The following is a 20,356-nucleotide window of genomic DNA, read 5'->3' as shown; positions in this document are numbered from 1 at the left end:
ATGGATCTATAGGATTATGCTTTTTTCGTCATTAATCATCGTTCGCAAAGAGGAATTCCATGAGTCATGAGGACACCGAAGTACGTCCAAGTAACTTCATTCGTAATATCATAGATGAAGATCTTTCTAGTGGTAAGCACACGGGTGTACAAACTCGCTTTCCGCCTGAGCCAAATGGTTTTCTTCATATCGGCCACGCCAAGTCTATCTGCCTAAACTTTGGTATTGCACAAGACTACAAAGGTCAATGTAACTTACGTTTTGACGATACCAACCCTGAGAAAGAGGACATAGATTTTGTTCACTCTATCCAGGATGATGTGCAGTGGCTCGGTTTCCAGTGGAATGGCGATATTCGTTATTCTTCAAATTACTTTGATCAATTGCACCAGTATGCAGTTGAGTTAATCACTAAAGGTTTGGCTTATGTTTGTTTCTTAAACGCAGAGCAAACACGTGATTACCGTGGTACTTTGAAGCAGCCTGGTAAAAACAGCCCACATCGTGATACTCCCCCTGAAGAGAACCTCGCGTTATTTGAAAAAATGCGTGCTGGTGAATTCAAAGAAGGCGAATGTGCATTACGTGCCAAAATTGATATGGCCTCGCCATTTATGTGTATGCGCGATCCGATTATTTATCGTATCCGCTTTGCACATCATCACCAAACAGGTGACAAGTGGTGTATCTACCCGATGTATGACTTTACTCATTGTATCTCTGATGCGATTGAGAACATCACACATTCGTTATGTACTCTAGAGTTCCAAGATAACCGCAGATTATATGACTGGGTACTGGATAACCTAGATGATTTTCAATCACCAAGTCGTACCCGTCAGTATGAGTTTTCAAGACTAAACCTTGAATACACTCTAATGTCGAAGCGTAAGCTGAATGACTTAGTGGTGCGCAACATTGTTACAGGTTGGGATGACGCGCGTATGCCAACGATTGCTGGCCTTAAACGTCGTGGTTATACAGCGGCTTCAATTCGCGAGTTTTGTAAGCGAATTGGTGTGACCAAGCAAGAAAACATGATTGAAGTAGCGATGCTTGATGCTTGTATTCGTGAAGAGCTTAATGAGTTTGCTCCACGTGCGATGGCGGTTATCAATCCAATTAAAGTTGTGATTGAAAATTACCCTGAAGGTCAAGTTGAAACCGTACAAGCGGCAATACATCCAAGTAATGAAGAAATGGGTAAACGCCCATTATCATTTGGACGTGAGCTATACATCGACGCGGAAGATTTCCGTGAAGAAGCGAATAAAAAGTTCAAGCGTTTAGTGCAAGGCAAAGAAGTACGTTTACGTAATGCCTATGTGATTAAAGCCGAGCGTTGCGACAAAGACGCTGATGGTAACGTGACAACGGTTTATTGTACTTATGACGATGAGACCTTGGGTAAAAACCCAAGTGACGGCCGTAAAGTGAAAGGGGTGATCCACTGGGTTGAAGCATCAACAGCTAAGCCTGCTGAGTTCCGCTTATATGAGCGCTTATTTAACGACGCTAACCCTGCTGTTGCAGATGATGTTGAAGACGTACTTAACCCGCATTCACTAACAGTGAAACACGGCTTTGTTGAAGCTGGTTTAGTTGACGCTGCAGCTGAAAAAGCTTATCAGTTTGAGCGTGAAGGTTACTTCTGTGCAGATAATAAAGATTCAACTAAAGACAACCTTGTCTTTAACTTGACTGTACCGCTACGTGATACTTTTGCTTAAGTTGCAATTTGATTTAAGTCTTTAGTTCTAGTATTAAAAAAGCCGACTGATGTCGGCTTTTTTGTGTCTGAAATATAACGTTTAACTAACCTAGTTATTGGTACATTGGGCCAAAGCCGATGCTCCATAAAATAACGCTCGAGCCCATCAAGGCGACTAACAGTACTAGCCCGGCTGTCACTACTGAGCTGGCATAAATAAAGCCTTTCTCTTCAGGAATGTTCATTATGATAGGTACACCGGTGTAAAGTAAGTAAACAGAATAGGCGAGACCGACAAGTCCGACCATCATGATAAACCACAAAGTAGGATACAGCGTCGCTAACCCAACCATAAATAAAGGGGTGGCAGTATAAGCTGCAAGCTCAAGTGCTTGGGTGAAACTTGGAGTTGCGTCGAAGGTTTTAGCCATCCAATATACTAAGTAAGCTAAAGCGAATACGCCGCCAATAAGGCCAAAGTACATGCCGGTCGACATGATAAACGCACTCTCATTGGTTAAAAATTGACGTTCACCAACGCCAAGATCCCAACCGATTTGAGAGGTGGCAATGTATGCACAAATAGTAGGGATCAGTGCTACGAGCATAATGTGACTCAAGCTGCTTTTTAGTGACTCATGACTTTTCTCAATTGTATGCCACTCTTCTTTAGGATGAGTGTAAAGCCCCATTAAGTGATTCAATATCATTGTAGTTATCCTTGTTTAGCATTTAACTTTTGATTAAATTGGCTCGCCAAACTACAGACGAACTTGTTACAGCTCTGTGACTATTTATTAAACAAAACTCATTCAGAGTCAAGGCAATCATTTCAGCAATCACTTAAGCATAGATCTTAAGCTAGGATTGTGCATGGAATTACTGATAAGCTATTTGATCACATAAGTAGAGAAAGAGCCTAAGCATGCAGCAGTTACTTGCACCTATTTACTCGTTTTTAAAATGCGAAACGCCAGATAGTTGGGTTACAGAGGCGATTAAACCGGAACAATTGAAAGGGTTATTAATCGACCATTGTAATTGTGAATTAAAGGCTGCGCAGACGGCAATGTTCTTGATCCGTAAATATGCAATTGATAACAAGAGTGGGCAAGTATTGTTAGATTGGGCAAAACCTTATGAAGATTTTGTGTATATAAAAGAGCGTGATGTAAGTGCATTTTTAGCTAAAAATGGCAAAAAAAATGACCTCGCAGCCCATTTGGTGCCTAAGAAAGGTTTTGCTCATAGTGATGATTTAATTCAAAAAATGGTACGGCTTATTAAAGAAGAGTTTCACCATTTTGAGCAGGTGCTAGAGATCATGCAGCTGCGTGGCATTGAGTATCAAAATGTGCGCGCTGGCCGGTACGCTAAAGGGATGATGAAACACGTCCGAACTCATGAGCCGGCGACATTGATTGATAAACTCATTGTTGGAGCCTTTATTGAGGCTCGTTCATGTGAGCGATTTGCTAAATTGGCACCCTATTTAGATGATCAATTGAGTAAATTTTATGTCTCTCTACTGCGCTCTGAAGCACGTCATTATCAAGATTACTTAGCATTAGCACAGACTATTGCAAACAGTGATATTGCCGATAGAGTGGCACATTTTGCGGATATTGAAGCCGAATTAATCTGTTCTGCCGATAACGATTTTAAATTTCATAGTGGTAAGCCACTTGTTACCTAACAACCCGCGCCGATATCACTAATAGGTGATTATCATTAAATGGTTACGTTACCTAAAGGGAGGTTAATTAGCTCAATATGGTCTTGGCTGACGCTTAACATACTGCCTTGTTCATACCAGTCTCCAACCACGATACGGCGTTGGTTATTGGCAAGCTGATGAATGGCAGGCCGGTGGGTGTGTCCGTGGATCATCTGCTGCGTTTGCGTGCGGTTAAGCAATTCTAGTACTGCACAAGGCTCCACATCCATAATGGTCGCACTTTTTTGTTGGTTGCTGCTTTTACTGTTATTTCTTAACTTAGCTGCAATACCCAAACGCTTTGACTTTGGTAAGTGTGCATAAAGCCACTTTATCGAGCTTAAATTACGGAATGTTCTAAATCGCTGATAAGGTTTGTCGAGTGTGCACAGACTATCACCATGCAAGATCACCGTGTTTATACCATACAAGTTCAGGCAGAAGACTTCAGGCAGTAAGGTCATGCCACTACGTCTGGCAAATTCATTGCCAATTAAAAAATCTCTATTACCATGAATAAAATATATCGGTAGTTTGAGTGAGGCTAATTTAATTGCTTCGGCAAGTTGATTGGCAAAAGGCTCTGCAATATCGTCACCGACCCAGACTTCAAATAAGTCACCTAAAATATAAAGTGCATCAGTCGCGTCAAGTTGAGTATCTAAGAACGTAAGGAAAGCTTGGGTGATATCGGGGCGATCTGCACATAAGTGCAAATCGCCCACAAAAAGAGTGCGCGTCAAGTCAGGCTTACTCTTCAATAGTCACTTTTTCGATGATAACAGCTTCAAGAGGCACATCTTGGTGCATGCCACGGTTACCCGTGCTAACTGCTTTAATCTTGTTGACTACGTCCATGCCTTCTGTAACTTCGCCAAATACACAGTAACCCCAACCTTGTTGAGACTCAGACTTGAAGTCTAAGAATGTGTTGTCGTTGATGTTGATGAAAAACTGAGCCGTTGCTGAATGCGGATCAGAAGTACGAGCCATAGCAATAGTACCAACTTTATTTGAAAGGCCATTGTTTGCTTCGTTCACAATGGTTTCACCGCAAGTTTTTTGTTCCATGCTTTCAGTAAAACCACCACCTTGGACCATGAAACCGTCAATTACACGGTGAAATACAGTACCGTCGTAAAAGCCTTCTTTTACATACTTAACAAAGTTTGCTGCTGTTTTTGGAGCTTTCTCAGCGTTTAAAGCAAGCTTTATTTCGCCGTGATTGGTATGAAGTGTGATCATATTATTGATTCTCGCAGTTTTACAGATTGTGTATAGTGGCTGGATTCTAACGTAATTGGACGGCGGCATAAAGTGTTCAGTGAGTTGATGCTTTTAAAAAGTGCCTACTGCTAATTATTTACTCTAATGGGGTTATACTTATATGAAATAGCATCATTCTTTAATCGTTGGTAATGCAATGTAGACGATATAAAGAGCATCTATGCGCTTTTGCGGTATTGGTAGGCTAAAACTGCTTGGAACCGTTAGTTTTGCAATGGTAGACTGACTAAAATTCCCAATATAGTCGTTGAAGAGAATAATCAATGTTGAAGCTTTACAATAGTCTTACCCGCCAAAAAGAGCAGTTTGTGCCATTACAGCCAGGAAAGATCGGCATGTACGTGTGTGGGGTGACCATTTATGATTTGTGTCATATTGGTCATGGACGTACTTTTGTGTCATTTGACATGATAGTTAGGTACTTGCGATACAGTGGCTATGATGTCAATTTTCAACGCAATATCACTGATGTTGACGACAAAATCATTAAGCGTGCGAATGAAAACAAAGAAAGCTGTGAAACATTAACCGAGCGTTTGATTGCTGAAATGCATAGAGATTTTGACTCGCTTAATATGGCTCGCCCAGACTTTGAACCTCGTGCAACGCTACACATGCCAGAAATTATAGGCATGGTTGAAAAGCTGATTGCACGTGACCATGCTTATGTTGCGTCTAATGGTGATGTTCTCTTTAGCGTGTCATCGTTCCCTGAATACGGCCGTTTATCAGGACAAAACTTAGAACAGTTACAAGCGGGTGCACGCGTTGAAGTTGAAGATAGTAAACGCGACCCAATGGATTTTGTTCTTTGGAAAATGTCTAAGCCGGGCGAACCAACTTGGGAATCACCTTGGGGCCCAGGTCGCCCTGGTTGGCACATTGAATGTTCAGCAATGAACAGTAAACACCTTGGTGACCATTTTGACATCCATGGTGGTGGTAGCGACTTACAATTTCCACATCATGAAAATGAAATTGCTCAGTCATGCTGTGCACATGACACTCCGTATGTTAATTACTGGATGCATACGGGCATGGTCATGGTCGATAAAGAGAAGATGTCAAAATCATTAAACAACTTCTTCACTATCCGTGATGTGCTTAATCATTATGATGCAACGACTGTCCGTTACTTTTTGTTGTCTGGTCATTACCGTAGCCAGCTTAACTATTCTGAAGAGAACCTAAAACAGGCTAAATCAGGTTTAGAGCGGATATACACAGCACTAAAAGACTTAGATTTATCAGTGACGGCTGCACCAGCAGAAGCGTTTGTAGCGCAGTTTAAGAGTGCTATGGATGATGACTTTAACACTCCTGAAGCCTATTCAGTATTGTTTGAAATGGTTCGCGAAATTAACCGTCTTAAACTGACTGATCTTGCACAAGCTTCAGCTTTAGGTGTTGCACTTAAAGAACTTGCAGACGTATTAGGCATTTTATCTCAAGATGTTGATACCTTTTTTAAGGGCGAAGGTTCTGATGATGAAGTCGCTGAAATTGAAGCGCTGATTGTAGAACGTAACCGCGCACGTAAAGAGAAAGACTGGCCAGCGGCAGACATCGCTCGCGATGGGCTTAACGCATTAGGTGTGATTTTAGAAGATGGGCCAGAAGGCACCACTTGGCGTAAAAAGTAATTTATAACAGCATAAAAAAAACCTGCAATTAGCAGGTTTTTTTATGTCTGGAACATTTATGCCACACCCATGGATGGGCAAGTGTGGTAGTTATGTCTGGAACATTACTAGCCTTAGAATACGGTGAAATTTTATTCAGGGTGATACTGCTCACAGGTATAAAACGTATTCTCTAGCAGACTGGCAATCGTCATTGGACCAACACCACCTGGTACTGGAGTTATATAACTTGCATTTTCAGCCGCAGTATCAAATTGTACGTCGCCTACTAATTTGCCGCTCTCTAAACGGTTAATCCCAACATCAATGACAATGGCGCCAGGCTTAATCCATTCACCAGGAATAAACCCTGGTTTACCCACTGCAACGACAACCAAATCCGCTTGTCTAATTTTTTGCTCTAAATTGCGGGTAAAGCGGTGACAAGTTGTTGTCGTGCAACCGGCAAGTAGTAGCTCTAACGTCATTGGGCGTCCTACAATATTAGAAGCGCCAACAATAACCGCATCTAATCCATAAGTATCAACACCCGTTGATTGGATTAATGTCATTATTCCCATAGGGGTACACGAACGTAAAACAGGAATACGCTGTGCTAATCGTCCAACATTGTAGGGATGGAAACCGTCAACGTCTTTATCTGGGCGAATACGCTCAATAACTTTTGATTCTTCAATATGCGCTGGCAATGGAAGTTGGACCAAAATTCCGTCAATAGTTGGATCCTCATTACACTCATCAATAAGTGATAACAAAGCTTCTTCGGTCGCGTCGGTTTCAAGATCATATGAGCGCGAAATAAAGCCGACTTCTTCGCAAGCACGACGCTTGCTGCCTACATATACTTGTGATGCGGGGTCAGCCCCAACAAGAATGACGGCTAAACCGGGAACTCTTTTTCCTGCTTCCTTACGGGCGGCAACTTTATCTTTTAATTTGGTTCGAATGGTTTGAGCGATAGCTTTGCCATCGATATTTTGAGCGGTCATGGGGCAAGATGTCCTTTATGCAGCACGATAATGGAAAACGGCGCTATTTTAACAGGACAAACAGTAGGTGTCATTGATTTAGAATACCAACAAACAATTCTAAAAAACGGATAATTAGCCGCGGTTGAGTACGCTTGAAGCCCTACATTCTGTATGTGCTGTTAATTGTAAGGGAGAATATGACTCATTTTAGTGGCCTTATTAGAGTATGGGTAACGTAATTAGATGATGCCATTTAAAATTTCTTTTGCTGCCATGATTAAAATCAGTAGGAAATGGATTTAGTAGGTAAAGTAACTATATTTTGTTTCGGGTTTAAATTTTGAACCTAAAATAAGCAAAGTGCTTATGATGTCGCCAAAGAACATCCGTGTCGTGTGTTAAGTGAGCATACGTGCGATTTTTTAAAAAAAGTCGTTGACGATGTATAGGCTAGGGGCTAATATGCGCTCCGTTCCCAACGAGAGGACTCGTTGTTAACACGAAGCTGATTAAACATCCCAATTAATGTTTAATCGATAAGTTTCAATTTCGGTGATTAGCGCAGCCCGGTAGCGCATCTGGTTTGGGACCAGAGGGTCAGAGGTTCGAATCCTCTATCACCGACCACATTTTTAATTAGCGTATTACGTTAATTTGCCCAGTTCAGGAAGTGAAATTTATTTCATTGCCGAGCGCCCGTAGCTCAGTTGGATAGAGCACCCGCCTTCTAAGCGGGTGGCCGCAGGTTCGAATCCTGCCGGGCGTACCATTTTTGTGGTGATTGTAGCTCAGTTGGTAGAGCCCCGGATTGTGATTCCGGTTGTCGTGGGTTCGAGCCCCATCAGTCACCCCACTCATTCTGTGAAAGAAGTTGAAAAAGCGACCCTAGGTCGCTTTTTTTACACCTGTAATTCGTGCTTTGAGGCTCGACTCCGGCGCATTCGATAGCTATAATGTCGCGTCTTGATTATTATCTCCCAAGTGTTACTAGTGCCGAACGTCTTTATTTTTAGGCGCTTTGGTTGATATTGAGTATCAAGAAACGAATACCTTAGTAGTTGAGTTATCGACTATTGCAAAGGACGATAGACATATTTTCGAGGTAAAAAAATGCAAGTTTCTGTTGAAACCACACAAGGCCTAGAGCGTCGCCTAACTATTTCAGTTCCTGCTGAGCAGATCGAGAAAACGGTTAAAGAAGCATTAAAAAGTGAAGCTAAGCGTGCTCGTATCCCAGGTTTCCGCCCAGGAAAAGTACCTGTAAGCGTTATTAATCAGCGTTATGGTAAAGCTATTCGTCAAGATATCACTGGTGAAGTGATGCAACGTAACTTCGTTGAAGCAATTATGGCTGAGAAGTTAAACCCAGCGGGTGCTCCGACATTTGCTCCTGGTGTAACTGAAGGTGAAAACTTTGAGTTTGTTGCTACTTTTGAAATCTACCCAGAAGTAGAGCTTAAAGGTCTAGAGTCAATTACTGTTGAACAGCCTAAAGCTGAAGTAACAGAAGCTGACATCGACACGATGATTGAAACACTTCGTAAACAACACGCTTCTTTTGAAGTTGTTGAACGTGAAGCTGCTGACGGCGATAAAGCTAAAATCAACTTCGTTGGTTCAGTTGACGGTGAAGAATTCGAAGGCGGAAAAGCTGAAGATTTCGAACTTCAAATCGGTAGTGGTCGTATGATCCCAGGTTTTGAATCTGGTGTTGTAGGTCATAAAGCGGGTGAAGAGTTCAATATCGAAGTGACATTCCCTGAAGATTACCATGCAGAGAACTTAAAAGGTAAAGCAGCAACTTTCGCTATTACTCTAACAGAAGTTCAAGGCGCTAACCTTCCTGAAGTTAACGACGAATTCGCAACACAGTTTGGTGTTAGCGAAGGCGGCATCGACGCATTACGTGCTGAAATCAGCAAAAACATGAGTCGTGAACTTGAGCAAGCGCTTAAAGCGAATGTGAAAGAGCAAGTGCTTAACGGTCTTGTTGAACAAAATGACATGGAACTTCCAAAAGCATTGGTTGAAGGCGAAGTAGAAGTATTGCGTAAGCAAGCTATGGAACGTTTCGGCGACCAAGCTGCAACTATGCCTGAACTACCAGCTGACTTGTTCAATGAGCAAGCTGAGCGTCGCGTTAAAGTTGGTTTGTTACTTGGTGAAGTTATCAAGACTAACGAGCTTAAAGCTGAAGACGAACGTGTTCAATCACTAATTTCTTCAATGGCATCTGCATATGAAGATCCAAGTGAAGTCGTTGCGTACTACAATGGTAACGAAGAACTTATGCAAAACATGCGTAACGTTGCTCTTGAAGAGCAAGCGGTAGAAGAGTTATTAAAAACTGCAACTTTGACTGAAAAAGAAGTCAAATTTGAAGAATTTATGAACAAGGCTACTGGTCGCGCATAACGATCGCTTGACTTGAATGGCTATAAGCCATTTATAATGGCTCGTATGAGGTTCCTCATGCGAGCCATTTTTATTTAGGGAAGTTAATCATGCACAAAGCACCAGAATCAGTACTAAATGCACTCGTGCCTATGGTTGTTGAACAAACAGCTAAAGGTGAACGCTCATATGATATCTATTCACGCCTTTTAAAAGAGCGAGTGATCTTCTTAGTGGGTCAAGTTGAAGAACATATGGCAAACCTTATTGTTGCTCAGTTACTGTTTTTGGAGTCTGAGAGCCCTGATAAGGATATTTATCTTTATATCAACTCACCAGGCGGTTCAGTCACTGCTGGTATGGCAATTTATGACACAATGCAGTTCATTAAGCCGAACGTAAGCACTGTATGTATTGGTCAAGCGGCAAGTATGGGCGCATTTTTATTAGCCGGTGGCGCAGAAGGTAAACGTCATTGTTTACCTAACTCCCGCGTTATGATCCATCAGCCTTTAGGCGGATTCCAAGGTCAAGCGTCTGATATTGCGATACATGCGCAAGAGATCTTAGGTATTAAGAACAAATTAAACACAATGTTAGCCGAACATACTGGCCAACCGCTTGAGGTTATTGAACGTGATACCGACCGTGATAACTTCATGAGTGCAGACGAAGCCGCTGAATATGGACTAGTTGATTCAGTTTTAGCAAAACGAGGCTGATTTTTACTTTCTGCTGAGCTATGCTGAGTAAAGAAGTGAAATAAAGAATTCTGCAGCTGTCATGCTGCAAACAGAGGTAAAGTAATGGGCGAAAACAAAGGTGACGGCGGCAAGCTGCTGTATTGCTCTTTTTGTGGAAAGAGCCAGCATGAAGTGAGAAAGCTTATTGCTGGACCTTCAGTATACGTTTGTGATGAATGTGTGGAATTGTGCAACGATATCATTAGAGAAGAGATCAAAGAGATCTCGCCTAAGCAAGATCAAGATAAACTGCCAACCCCGCATGAATTAAGAGCGCATCTAGATGATTATGTTATTGGCCAAGAAATAGCTAAAAAAGTGCTATCTGTAGCGGTTTATAACCACTACAAACGCTTAAAAAATGCTAGCCCTAAAGATGGGGTTGAGCTTGGTAAGAGTAACATTTTGCTTATTGGTCCAACGGGTAGTGGTAAAACGCTGCTTGCTGAGACGCTTGCACGTTTCTTGAATGTTCCTTTCACGATGGCCGACGCAACAACGCTGACTGAAGCGGGTTATGTGGGTGAAGATGTTGAGAATATCATTCAAAAACTACTGCAGAAGTGTGATTACGATGTTGAAAAAGCACAACGTGGTATTGTTTACATTGATGAAATTGACAAAATAAGTCGCAAGTCTGATAACCCATCAATTACACGTGATGTGTCAGGTGAAGGTGTTCAACAGGCTTTGCTTAAGTTGATTGAAGGCACGGTTGCAGCTGTTCCACCTCAAGGTGGCCGTAAGCACCCACAACAAGAATTTTTACAGGTTGATACCTCTAAAATCCTATTTGTCTGTGGCGGCGCTTTTGCTGGGCTAGAAAAGGTCATTGAGCAACGTTCACATGTTGGATCAGGCATTGGTTTTGGTGCTGACGTTAAAGGCGAAGCAGACAAAGCGACTATCTCTGATACGTTATTGCAAGTTGAGCCAGAAGACTTAGTTAAATTTGGTCTTATTCCTGAGTTTATTGGCCGTCTACCTGTATTAGCAACACTTGCTGAACTTGATGAAGCCGCACTTATTCAAATTCTGTCAGAACCCAAAAATGCGATAACTAAACAGTTTGCCGCGTTATTTGACATGGAAGATGTTGAACTAGAATTTAGAGAAGATGCATTAAAAGCAATAGCTGCTAAAGCACAAGCCCGTAAAACCGGTGCTCGTGGTTTACGGTCAATTGTAGAAGGCATTTTGCTTGATATCATGTACGATCTACCCTCAACAGATGATGTTGTTAAAGTGGTGATTGACGAGTCGGTTGTGAAAGGTGAATCGGCTCCAATCCTAATCTATGCCAATAACGAAGCCCAAGCTGCGAGCGCAGAATAAGTTTTACTATTATTGTTATAGTGGATTGAAAAGGAGCCTAATGGCTCCTTTTTTTTAAATTTTTTTAAATTGTGATTCACCATTGAAACCTAACGAATCATCCCAATATACTCTTATGTATTCATATAAAACGGACTCGACTTATGACTCTAGAGCATGATTTGCGAATTGAACTACCCGTACTACCACTGAGAGATGTGGTCGTTTACCCTCATATGGTCATTCCGTTATTCGTAGGGCGAGAGAAGTCTATTCGCTGCCTTGAGAAAGCAATGGATCAAGGCAAACAAATTTTATTGGTCGCTCAGCGTGATGCTGAGCTAGATGACCCCAGCATTGATGATATTTTCGATGTTGGTACCGTTGCTTCAATTTTGCAGTTACTTAAACTGCCCGATGGCACTGTAAAGGTGCTTGTTGAAGGTGCACAGCGTGCACGCATAGACAGTTATGTTGAACAAGAAGATATCTTCCAAGCTACAGCACATTACCTTGAATCTGAGCCATTAACGGAAAAAGAAGAAGAGGTTTTAATTCGCTCTGCTGTTGGGCAGTTTGAAGGCTACATCAAGCTTAACAAGAAAATCCCACCAGAAGTGCTAACCTCGCTTTCTGGCATCGAAGAAGCTGCGCGGCTTGCTGACACCATGGCAGCTCATATGCCGTTGAAGCTCGAAGATAAGCAGTCGGTTTTAGAGATGGGAGATGTTGGTAAACGCATCGAATATTTAATGGCGATGATGGAGTCTGAAATCGATCTATTACAGGTCGAAAAGCGCATTCGTGGCCGTGTTAAAAAGCAGATGGAAAAAAGCCAGCGTGAGTATTATTTGAATGAGCAAATGAAAGCCATTCAAAAAGAGTTGGGTGATATCGATGAGTCCCACGATGAGTTTGAAAGCTTAGCTAAAAAGATTGAAGAAGCAAAAATGCCTGAAGAGGCACAAGAAAAAGCGACTGCAGAACTGAACAAACTTAAAATGATGTCGCCTATGTCTGCTGAAGCGACAGTTGTGAGAAGTTATGTTGAGTGGATGGTTGCTGTGCCTTGGCATAAGCGTTCTAAAATCAAGCGAGATCTTGCAAAAGCACAAGATGTACTTGATACCGATCACTTCGGCCTTGAAAAAGTTAAAGAACGCATCCTTGAGTACCTAGCCGTACAAAGTCGAGTTAAAAAGCTAAATGGCCCAATTTTATGCCTTGTTGGACCACCAGGTGTAGGTAAAACATCACTGGGTCAATCTATCGCGAAAGCCACTGGTCGTAAGTATGTCCGTGTCGCCTTAGGTGGCGTTAGAGATGAAGCTGAGATCCGTGGACATCGTCGTACTTATATTGGCTCCATGCCAGGTAAAGTTATTCAGAAAATGTCAAAGGTGGGAGTTAAAAACCCGCTGTTTTTGCTGGATGAAATCGACAAAATGAGTAGTGATATGCGTGGCGATCCTGCATCGGCATTGCTTGAAGTACTTGATCCCGAGCAAAACTCAACTTTCAGCGACCATTACATGGAGGTCGACTATGACCTGTCAGATGTGATGTTTGTTGCAACATCTAACTCAATGAATATTCCGGGTCCATTATTAGACCGAATGGAAGTTATTCGCCTATCGGGTTATACCGAAGATGAAAAACTGAATATTGCGAAGCAACATTTATTGCCAAAGCAAATTGAGCGAAATGGACTTAAAGCGAAAGAAGTCACTGTTGATGATAGTGCGATTATCGGCATTATCCGTTATTACACCCGTGAAGCGGGCGTGCGTGCACTTGAACGTGAACTGTCTAAGATTTGCCGTAAAGTGGTTAAGCAAATCTTGCTAGATAAGCACATTAAACATGTTGATGTTAACCAAGATAACCTTAAGTCCTTCTTAGGGGTTCAACGCTGTGATTATGGTAAAGCGGAATCAAACAACCAAATAGGGCAAGTGACCGGCTTAGCTTGGACCGAAGTCGGTGGTGACTTACTCACCATTGAAGCGACATCAGTACCAGGTAAAGGTAAGTTGTCATACACCGGGTCATTGGGTGATGTGATGCAAGAGTCAATTCAGGCAGCGATGACTGTTGTGCGAGCGCGTGCAGAGCAAATGGGTATTAACCCAGACTTTTACGAAAAACGCGATATTCATGTGCATGTACCTGAAGGGGCAACGCCAAAAGATGGACCGTCAGCTGGTGCAGCAATGTGCACAGCATTAGTGTCGAGCTTAACGGGTAACCCTGTTCGTGCAGATGTCGCTATGACAGGTGAAATCACCTTGCGTGGTGAAGTTCTGCCAATTGGTGGCTTGAAAGAAAAATTACTTGCAGCACACCGTGGTGGAACCAAAGTCGTTCTAATTCCGAAAGAAAATGAACGTGACTTGGAAGAAATTCCGGCTAATGTTATCGCTGACTTGAAAATTCACCCTGTTAAATGGGTTGAAGAAGTTCTTAAGCTGGCACTTGAACGACCGGTTGAAGGCTTTGAAGTTATCGAAAACGTGGGCTAACACCACAAAATACAGTTTTTACGCCAAATAAAGTGCAAAAAGGGGCTTACCATTGAGGCTAGCTGTGTTAGCCTAAGTCCGTGCAGAATTAGTCGCTCCAGCCCTTGGAGTGACTGGTTTTCAGCAGAATTCTAAATTATTTATTGGGTTTTCCTATAAGGCTTGAACTTTAGTTCTAAGCTTGATATAAAAAGCCTCGCAGACCGCTCTGGAAAAGGATGCGGCACAAATACATTCAAGGGGATGACATGAACAAATCTGAACTAATCGAGAAAATCGCTTCTGGTGCTGACATTTCTAAAGCTGCGGCTGGCCGTGCTTTAGACTCTTTCATTGGCGCAGTTACCGAAGGTCTTAAAGAAGGCGATAAGGTTGCTCTTGTTGGTTTTGGTACTTTCGAAGTGCGTCAACGTGCAGAACGTACAGGTCGTAACCCTCAAACGGGTAAAGAGATCAAAATTGCTGCGGCAAATATTCCTGCATTTAAAGCGGGTAAAGCGCTAAAAGACGCTGTTAACTAAGAAAGCGTTAACTGCAGCCTTTGTAAGGTTATTGTGAGACGCGCTGCATAGATGGTGCTTTTTACGAAAAAGGTCGATTGATAAGCGATATTATTAATCGTCATATAAAAGTGAAGTGGTTAATCCATTTTATTATTAAATTACAAAAAGGCGCATCCAACGAGTGATGCGCCTTTTTATTTTATTAATCGCAACCAGCGAGAAATCTGATGTTAGAAAAGATTCGTGAAGGGTCACAAGGCGTAATTGCAAAAAGCATTCTAGTCTTGGTGATTCTTTCATTTGCATTTACGGGTGTGAGTAGTTATTTAGGCTCTTCAACTGAGATTGCCGCAGCTACTGTTAACGGTGAAGAAATCAGTACTTCAGCTTTAGATCAAGCATATGAGAACGAGCGCAGCCGTCTTGAGCAACAGCTAGGTGACATGTTTGCTTCGCTTTCTGCTGACGACAATTATATGCAGAGCGTTAAGCAAAGTGTATTAGAGCGTCTAATTGCTGAAAGATTGCTTGACCAAAATGCAGCTGAACTTGGTTTACGTGTGTCTGATGCACAAATTAAAACTGCTATCATGAGTGAACCAGCATTCCAGACTGATGGCGCTTTTGATAACGAACGCTACCTAGCTATTTTGCGTCAACTGGGTTACCAAGCAAACTCATTTAGAGACATGATGCGTACTGATATGACTCGTCGTCAATTGGTTGCAACCCTTATTGGTTCTGAGTTTGTATTAAGTGGCGAAGCAAAATATTTAGCTGATATTCAAAGCCAAACACGTGATATCAATTACTTAGTGGTTGATTCTGCGCCTTTCATGGCTGAAACGAATGTAACAGATGAGCAAATCGAATCTTTTTATAATGCCAACCTTGGGCAATTTATCCGCCCAGAAGCGGTAAGCTTGCAGTATATCGAGCTTGATGCCAAGCAATTGGCTGCAGACATCGTTGTGACCGACGAAGAAGCACAAGCTTACTACGCTGATAACAAAGCGCAGTACCTACAAGCTGAAAAACGTTTAGCGGCGCATATTCTAGTGACTCTTGAAGAAGATGATGCTGAAGAAAAAGCAGAAGCAATTTATCAGAAACTACAAAATGGTGCTGATTTTGCTGAACTTGCTAAAACAGAATCTTCAGATACATTCAGTGGCGAGCAAGGCGGTAAGCTAGATTGGTTTGAAGCGGGTGTAATGGAGCCAGAGTTCGACGAAGCATTATTTGCACTTGAAAAAGGCAGCTTCTCAAATGTGGTTAAAACTAACTTTGGTTACCACATTATCAAAGCGCTAGATATTCAAGCGGGCGCAGAAGCACCATTTGCTGATGTTAAAGGTAAAATTGTTGCCCAAATTCAAGAAACTAAGTCATTAGACAAGTTTTATGAATTACAGCAAGTACTTGCTGATGTTAGCTACGAAGTGCCTGACACTTTGTCTGAAGCGGCTACAGAGTTAGGCGTTGAAGTAAAAACAACAGCAGAGTTCACACGTAATAACGCACCGGCTTTATTTAGTAAACCAGCTATTTTAAAAGAAGCGTTTTCGGCTACTGTTTTGCTTGATGGTATGAACAGTGACGTGCTTGAAGTTGAATCAAATCATGTATTGGTTATTCGCACTAACACTCATCAAGCCGCAGGCACTATGGCGCTTGAAGAAGTTAAAGATGGCATTACACAGCGTTTGAAGCAGGAGCAAGCTAAAGAGTCGGCACGTCAGCAAGCACAAGATGCTATGGCTGCGTATAAAGCTGACGGCCTTAGCGCTGATTACCTTGCGAAAGCTGATCTTGCGCGTTTTGAGCAAGACGTTGACAGTGCTGTTGTTAAAAAAGCATTTTCGATGACACAACCAGCTGATACCCCAGTTGTTGACACTGTGGCACTGGCTAACGGTTACGCAGTCGTGGTTCTGAATAAAGTTAACACTGTTGAAAAAGTTGACCAAAGCTTGGTTGATGCGCTTAAGCAGCGTTTGAATTCTCAGTATAGCGAGAATGGTTACCGTGCAGTTGTTGCGAGCTTAAAAGCCAAAGGTGAAGTACTTTACCCTGTTGCAGAGTAAGTTGTAGGTTATCAATCTCTTAAAAGCCGGCATTTGCCGGCTTTTTTGTGCCTATTAAACGAGGTTGAATAGCATCACATGATTGGTTTGTGTATTTAGTGGTATTGCAAAGTGTGGGAAGTCCAGACAGGCGGATTGATATTGAGTAACGCTTTTGTCCGTTGAGCTCTAACACTCAATAACGCGGAAATTCCGGTTGAATATGTGTATGACTAGAGCTGTGCTTTAAGCGTTGTAGCATGCATTTAAAAGGCGTTGTTTAGTGCTGTTTGTTAAGTTGATTGGCAAAGTAGCTGTTTATGAAGGCGTTGGTTTAAGCTAAACGTACGGTTATAAAAAACGCCACATTTAGTGGCGTTAGATTGTTATAGCAAAGTAGAGTTAAATAGACACTACGTCAAACTCAACATTAGGATTTACGTCTTGCTCGTAATCAATGCCGTCAATGCCGAAACCGAATAGCTTTAAAAATTCTGCTTTATATTCAAGGTAATCAGTTAAACTTGATAAGTTTTCTGTAGTCACTTGCGGCCATAGGTCGCGACAATGTTGTTGGATCTCTTCTTTAAGCTCCCAATCATCTAACCGTAAACGATTAGCATCATCAACGTCGGCAGCACTGCCATCTGCTTTGTACAGACGCTCGCTAAACATACGGTAAATTTGCTCAATACAACCTTCATGAAGGCCTTCAGCTCGCATTTTTTTGAATACCATTGCAATGTAAAGCGGCATTACTGGAATTGCTGAACTGGCTTGGGTGACAACGCTTTTTAGTACTGCAACATTGGCGCTGCCACCAGTGGTGGCAAGGGTAGAGTTTAGTGCGTGGGCTGCACGGTCTAAATCCATTTTTGCTTTACCTAACGCGCCATTCCAGTAGATAGGCCAAGTTAGCTCAGTGCCAATATAGCTATAGGCTACTGTTTTACAGCCGTCAGATAACACGCCTGCTTCAGCCAGTGCTGCCATCCATAGTTCCCAGTCTTCGCCGCCCATAACGGTAACGGTATCAGCAATTTCTTGCTCGGTTGCAGGTTCAACATTAGCTTCAATGATCACATCTTTGTTGGTATCTACCGCAGTTGCTTTGTACGTCTCGCCAATAGGCTTTAACGCAGAGCGGATCAGTTCACCGCTATCTGGCATTTTACGTACTGGTGATGCCAGTGAGTAGACAACCATGTCGACTTGACCAAGATCTTGCTTAATGATTTCAATGGTTTTTTGTTTTGCTGCATGACTGAAAGCATCGCAGTTAATGCTTTTCGAATACAAACCTTCAGCTTTAGCAAACTTGTCAAATGATGCTGAGTTATACCAACCAGCTGTGCCAGGCTTGGTTTCAGTGCTTGGTTTTTCAAAAAAGACACCTAGGGTTGCAGCATCACTACCAAAAGCTGCGGTAATACGAGACGAAAGACCATAACCACTAGAAGAGCCGATAACTAAAACTTTTTTAGGCCCATTAGCAATTTTACCTTTAGTCTTGGTAATGTTGATCTGTTCAAGTACATTGGCTTCACAACCAACTGGATGAGTTGTAGTGCAAATAAAGCCGCGGGTTCTAGGTTTGATTATCATTTTGTTTATTTCTCTGAAAAAATTGTCTTTAGGATAAATAAACTCACGTCAAATGGCATCTAAATTTTAGCAATTTTGAGTGTTTTTATCAGTGGTTGGAGCAGTTTACTTTTTACGAGTAAACAAACGTTGCTCTTGCATGAGTCGCTGTGTGTATTCATGCTTTGGTGCATTAAACAGTTGTTCGGTAGTTGCTTTCTCAATCAAGTCGCCTTTTTTCAACACCATTATTTTATCACTTACGTGACGAATAATGTTCATATTATGAGATACGAATATGTAAGAAAGGCCCATTTCTTGTTGTAATTCGAGTAACAGGTTTATAATTTGCGCCCGAACTGATAAATCAAGTGCCGTGAGGGCTTCATCAGCAATAATGATTTTAGGATCCAGCATTAGCGCTCGTGCAACAGCTACACGCTGTTTTTGTCCTTCAGAAATCATGTGAGGGTAAAAATCAACATGTTCAGCGATCAGGCCGACTTTTCTTAATTTATCGATCACCACTGCTCGGCGATCTTTTTCTGACAATGTGGTATTAAACTTTAGAGGCTCATCGAGTAGTTCGCCGATGGTTAACCTTGGGTTTAATGAAGTATTGGGATCTTGAAAAATCATACGGATCATGCGACAGCGTTGCTTTAAATCGCGCTTTTCAAGTGACTCTCCTTCAAAGTATATTTCGCCACCACTTCGGACTTCTGCGCCAACTAGAATTCGGGCTATTGTACTTTTTCCTGAACCCGCTTCCCCGACAATCGCGAGTGTTTCTCCCTTATTTAGCTCGAAAGATACTGGTGACAACACTTGATTGTATTGACGCTTAAAACGTTTATAGCCAGCGTTGTAGCGCTTACTAAGGTCGGTCACTTTAAGAAGTGGAGTCGTCATTACAAGCCTCATTGTGGTTAGGAAAATGGCAGGCGAAATAACGACCTTTTTTATGGCAAAGAATAGGGCGACTGACACACTTTTTCTGTGCTTGCGGGCAACGTGGTCCTAAACGGCATCCAATTGGCAAATGCTGCAATGCAGAGGCCGACCCTGGTAATGTCTTCATCATAGATTTATGTGTAAGTGAACCTGAATAGTCCGGTGCATTTTCGACTAATGCGGCGGTATAGGGATGAAACGGTTTGGCAAGTAATTCTGCCGTTGGCCCTGACTCCATCACTTGACCACAATATAGCACCGTCAATTGATCGCACCAACCGGATAAGGTTTCAAGTTCGTGACTAATCAGCAGTATTGATACATTTTGCAGTTGATTAAGTTTACTCAGTAATCTAAAAATTTGTGCTTGAGTACTTAGCTCCATTGAATCTGTCGGTTCATCAGCAATTAATAGTCTGGGTTGATTGACCACCGCCATCGCGATCATCACTTTTTGACATTCGCCTTCCGACAGCTCCCATGCAAAGCTTTTCATTACTTTTGCAGGATTTTTGATCCCGACTTTATGCATCCACTTTTCAGCCGTTGTTCGTTTGAATTTACTTCGTTTCCAAAAGGGGATTTTTTTATTGGTTGGCATAGCTTCAATAATTTGACTGCCAACCGACATTGCGGGATCTAGGCTGCTTGACGGGTCTTGAAAAATCATGGCGATTTCGCTGCCCATCAGGTTTCGGCGCTGTTTTGATGACATATCCATTAGGTTATGTCCGTCCCACATCATGCGGTCGGCTGTGATAGTCCAATTATGGCCTGGAACACCTAATATTGCTCTGGCTAACAAGCTACGACCTGAGCCTGATTCACCAACCAAACCATGTAATTCACCAGGGTTGATGGTTAAGCTTACGCGTTCAAGCGCTTTGACTCGCCCGTGAGGGGTATCAAGTTCGATGGTGAGGTTTCTAATATCGAGAAGCGGCATA

The 20,356-nt window shown here is 42.2% G+C and carries 16 protein-coding genes and 3 tRNA genes; 12 read left to right on the top strand and 7 right to left on the bottom strand.

What is annotated here, in order from left to right:
- The first annotated feature begins 59 nt into the window (after window positions 1–59).
- Window positions 60–1,730 (top strand): glutamine--tRNA ligase, encoded by a 1,671-nt coding sequence (gene glnS / locus RGE70_RS12245; RefSeq protein WP_310471729.1) that lies wholly within the window; start codon window positions 60–62, stop codon window positions 1,728–1,730.
- A gap of 94 nt (window positions 1,731–1,824) precedes the next feature.
- Here the strand turns inward: glnS and RGE70_RS12240 are convergent, their stop codons facing one another.
- Window positions 1,825–2,421 (bottom strand): Yip1 family protein, encoded by a 597-nt coding sequence (locus RGE70_RS12240; protein WP_310471728.1) that lies wholly within the window; start codon window positions 2,419–2,421, stop codon window positions 1,825–1,827.
- A gap of 215 nt (window positions 2,422–2,636) precedes the next feature.
- Between RGE70_RS12240 and miaE the strand changes: the two genes are divergently transcribed.
- Entirely contained in the window at window positions 2,637–3,407 is a 771-nt protein-coding gene (gene miaE / locus RGE70_RS12235; protein WP_310471727.1) for a tRNA isopentenyl-2-thiomethyl-A-37 hydroxylase MiaE, read from the top strand.
- A 35-nt stretch (window positions 3,408–3,442) separates the two neighbouring features.
- On the opposite strand, the gene RGE70_RS12230 is transcribed toward miaE, so the two are convergent.
- Both RGE70_RS12230 and RGE70_RS12225 read right to left on the bottom strand, forming a co-directional pair.
- Window positions 3,443–4,171: a UDP-2,3-diacylglucosamine diphosphatase gene (locus RGE70_RS12230; protein ID WP_310471726.1), complete on the bottom strand. Its 729-nt coding sequence runs from the start codon at window positions 4,169–4,171 to the stop codon at window positions 3,443–3,445.
- 7 nt (window positions 4,172–4,178) lie between these two features.
- Entirely contained in the window at window positions 4,179–4,673 is a 495-nt protein-coding gene (locus RGE70_RS12225) for a peptidylprolyl isomerase (protein ID WP_310471725.1), read from the bottom strand.
- A gap of 305 nt (window positions 4,674–4,978) precedes the next feature.
- Here RGE70_RS12225 and cysS point away from each other — a divergent pair, with 305 nt between their 5' ends.
- On the top strand, window positions 4,979–6,358 hold the full coding sequence (gene cysS, locus RGE70_RS12220) for a cysteine--tRNA ligase (RefSeq protein WP_310471724.1): 1,380 nt from the start codon (window positions 4,979–4,981) through the stop codon (window positions 6,356–6,358).
- Between the two features lie 131 nt (window positions 6,359–6,489).
- Here the strand turns inward: cysS and folD are convergent, their stop codons facing one another.
- Window positions 6,490–7,347 (bottom strand): bifunctional methylenetetrahydrofolate dehydrogenase/methenyltetrahydrofolate cyclohydrolase FolD, encoded by an 858-nt coding sequence (gene folD / locus RGE70_RS12215; RefSeq protein WP_310471723.1) that lies wholly within the window; start codon window positions 7,345–7,347, stop codon window positions 6,490–6,492.
- Between the two features lie 532 nt (window positions 7,348–7,879).
- Here folD and RGE70_RS12210 point away from each other — a divergent pair.
- The 9 genes from RGE70_RS12210 (at window position 7,880) to RGE70_RS12170 (ending at window position 16,892) form a co-directional block, all read left to right on the top strand.
- A tRNA-Pro gene (locus tag RGE70_RS12210) sits at window positions 7,880–7,956 on the top strand.
- Between the two features lie 65 nt (window positions 7,957–8,021).
- A tRNA-Arg gene (locus RGE70_RS12205) sits at window positions 8,022–8,098 on the top strand.
- A gap of 8 nt (window positions 8,099–8,106) precedes the next feature.
- Window positions 8,107–8,182 (top strand) — tRNA-His (locus RGE70_RS12200).
- A 257-nt stretch (window positions 8,183–8,439) separates the two neighbouring features.
- Window positions 8,440–9,744, top strand: a complete 1,305-nt coding sequence (gene tig, locus RGE70_RS12195; protein ID WP_310471722.1) for a trigger factor — start codon at window positions 8,440–8,442, stop codon at window positions 9,742–9,744.
- A gap of 89 nt (window positions 9,745–9,833) precedes the next feature.
- Window positions 9,834–10,445 carry an ATP-dependent Clp endopeptidase proteolytic subunit ClpP gene (clpP, locus tag RGE70_RS12190; RefSeq protein ID WP_220736740.1) on the top strand — a complete coding sequence of 204 codons (612 nt, stop codon included), beginning with the start codon at window positions 9,834–9,836 and terminating at the stop codon, window positions 10,443–10,445.
- A gap of 84 nt (window positions 10,446–10,529) precedes the next feature.
- Window positions 10,530–11,801: an ATP-dependent protease ATP-binding subunit ClpX gene (clpX, locus tag RGE70_RS12185; protein WP_310471721.1), complete on the top strand. Its 1,272-nt coding sequence runs from the start codon at window positions 10,530–10,532 to the stop codon at window positions 11,799–11,801.
- 143 nt (window positions 11,802–11,944) lie between these two features.
- Window positions 11,945–14,302, top strand: a complete 2,358-nt coding sequence (gene lon, locus RGE70_RS12180) for an endopeptidase La (RefSeq protein ID WP_310471720.1) — start codon at window positions 11,945–11,947, stop codon at window positions 14,300–14,302.
- A gap of 218 nt (window positions 14,303–14,520) precedes the next feature.
- A complete protein-coding gene (gene hupB, locus RGE70_RS12175) occupies window positions 14,521–14,823 on the top strand; it encodes a nucleoid-associated protein HU-beta (protein ID WP_310471719.1) in 303 nt (100 codons plus the stop codon).
- 209 nt (window positions 14,824–15,032) lie between these two features.
- The gene (locus RGE70_RS12170) at window positions 15,033–16,892 is read left to right on the top strand and encodes a SurA N-terminal domain-containing protein (protein ID WP_310471718.1); all 1,860 of its coding nucleotides are present in this window, start codon (window positions 15,033–15,035) and stop codon (window positions 16,890–16,892) included.
- 381 nt (window positions 16,893–17,273) lie between these two features.
- Here the strand turns inward: RGE70_RS12170 and fabV are convergent, their stop codons facing one another.
- The 3 genes from fabV to RGE70_RS12155 form a co-directional block, all read right to left on the bottom strand.
- Window positions 17,274–18,476: an enoyl-ACP reductase FabV gene (gene fabV, locus RGE70_RS12165; RefSeq protein WP_310471717.1), complete on the bottom strand. Its 1,203-nt coding sequence runs from the start codon at window positions 18,474–18,476 to the stop codon at window positions 17,274–17,276.
- 105 nt (window positions 18,477–18,581) lie between these two features.
- Window positions 18,582–19,367, bottom strand: a complete 786-nt coding sequence (locus RGE70_RS12160) for a peptide ABC transporter ATP-binding protein (protein ID WP_310471716.1) — start codon at window positions 19,365–19,367, stop codon at window positions 18,582–18,584.
- Entirely contained in the window at window positions 19,348–20,355 is a 1,008-nt protein-coding gene (locus RGE70_RS12155; protein WP_310471715.1) for a peptide ABC transporter ATP-binding protein, read from the bottom strand. The genes RGE70_RS12160 and RGE70_RS12155 overlap by 20 nt, the downstream gene beginning before the upstream one ends.
- Between the last annotated feature and the right edge of the window lies 1 nt (window position 20,356).

The organism is Shewanella youngdeokensis (genome assembly GCF_033180165.1).
Classification (GTDB): Bacteria; Pseudomonadota; Gammaproteobacteria; order Enterobacterales; family Shewanellaceae; genus Shewanella; species Shewanella youngdeokensis.
Note: the sequence above shows the minus strand (reverse complement) of the source record. Positions and strands in the feature narration are given on the sequence as shown.

Coding starts and splice junctions, on each gene's coding strand:
- clpX (WP_310471721.1), top strand. CDS start 10,530: ATGGGCGAAAACAAAGGTGACGGCGGCAAGCTGCTGTATTGCTCTTTT.
- fabV (WP_310471717.1), bottom strand. CDS start 18,476: ATGATAATCAAACCTAGAACCCGCGGCTTTATTTGCACTACAACTCAT.
- cysS (WP_310471724.1), top strand. CDS start 4,979: ATGTTGAAGCTTTACAATAGTCTTACCCGCCAAAAAGAGCAGTTTGTG.
- tig (WP_310471722.1), top strand. CDS start 8,440: ATGCAAGTTTCTGTTGAAACCACACAAGGCCTAGAGCGTCGCCTAACT.
- RGE70_RS12160 (WP_310471716.1), bottom strand. CDS start 19,367: ATGACGACTCCACTTCTTAAAGTGACCGACCTTAGTAAGCGCTACAAC.
- miaE (WP_310471727.1), top strand. CDS start 2,637: ATGCAGCAGTTACTTGCACCTATTTACTCGTTTTTAAAATGCGAAACG.
- folD (WP_310471723.1), bottom strand. CDS start 7,347: ATGACCGCTCAAAATATCGATGGCAAAGCTATCGCTCAAACCATTCGA.
- RGE70_RS12155 (WP_310471715.1), bottom strand. CDS start 20,355: ATGCCGCTTCTCGATATTAGAAACCTCACCATCGAACTTGATACCCCT.
- RGE70_RS12170 (WP_310471718.1), top strand. CDS start 15,033: ATGTTAGAAAAGATTCGTGAAGGGTCACAAGGCGTAATTGCAAAAAGC.
- glnS (WP_310471729.1), top strand. CDS start 60: ATGAGTCATGAGGACACCGAAGTACGTCCAAGTAACTTCATTCGTAAT.
- RGE70_RS12225 (WP_310471725.1), bottom strand. CDS start 4,673: ATGATCACACTTCATACCAATCACGGCGAAATAAAGCTTGCTTTAAAC.
- RGE70_RS12240 (WP_310471728.1), bottom strand. CDS start 2,421: ATGATATTGAATCACTTAATGGGGCTTTACACTCATCCTAAAGAAGAG.
- hupB (WP_310471719.1), top strand. CDS start 14,521: ATGCGGCACAAATACATTCAAGGGGATGACATGAACAAATCTGAACTA.
- lon (WP_310471720.1), top strand. CDS start 11,945: ATGACTCTAGAGCATGATTTGCGAATTGAACTACCCGTACTACCACTG.
- clpP (WP_220736740.1), top strand. CDS start 9,834: ATGCACAAAGCACCAGAATCAGTACTAAATGCACTCGTGCCTATGGTT.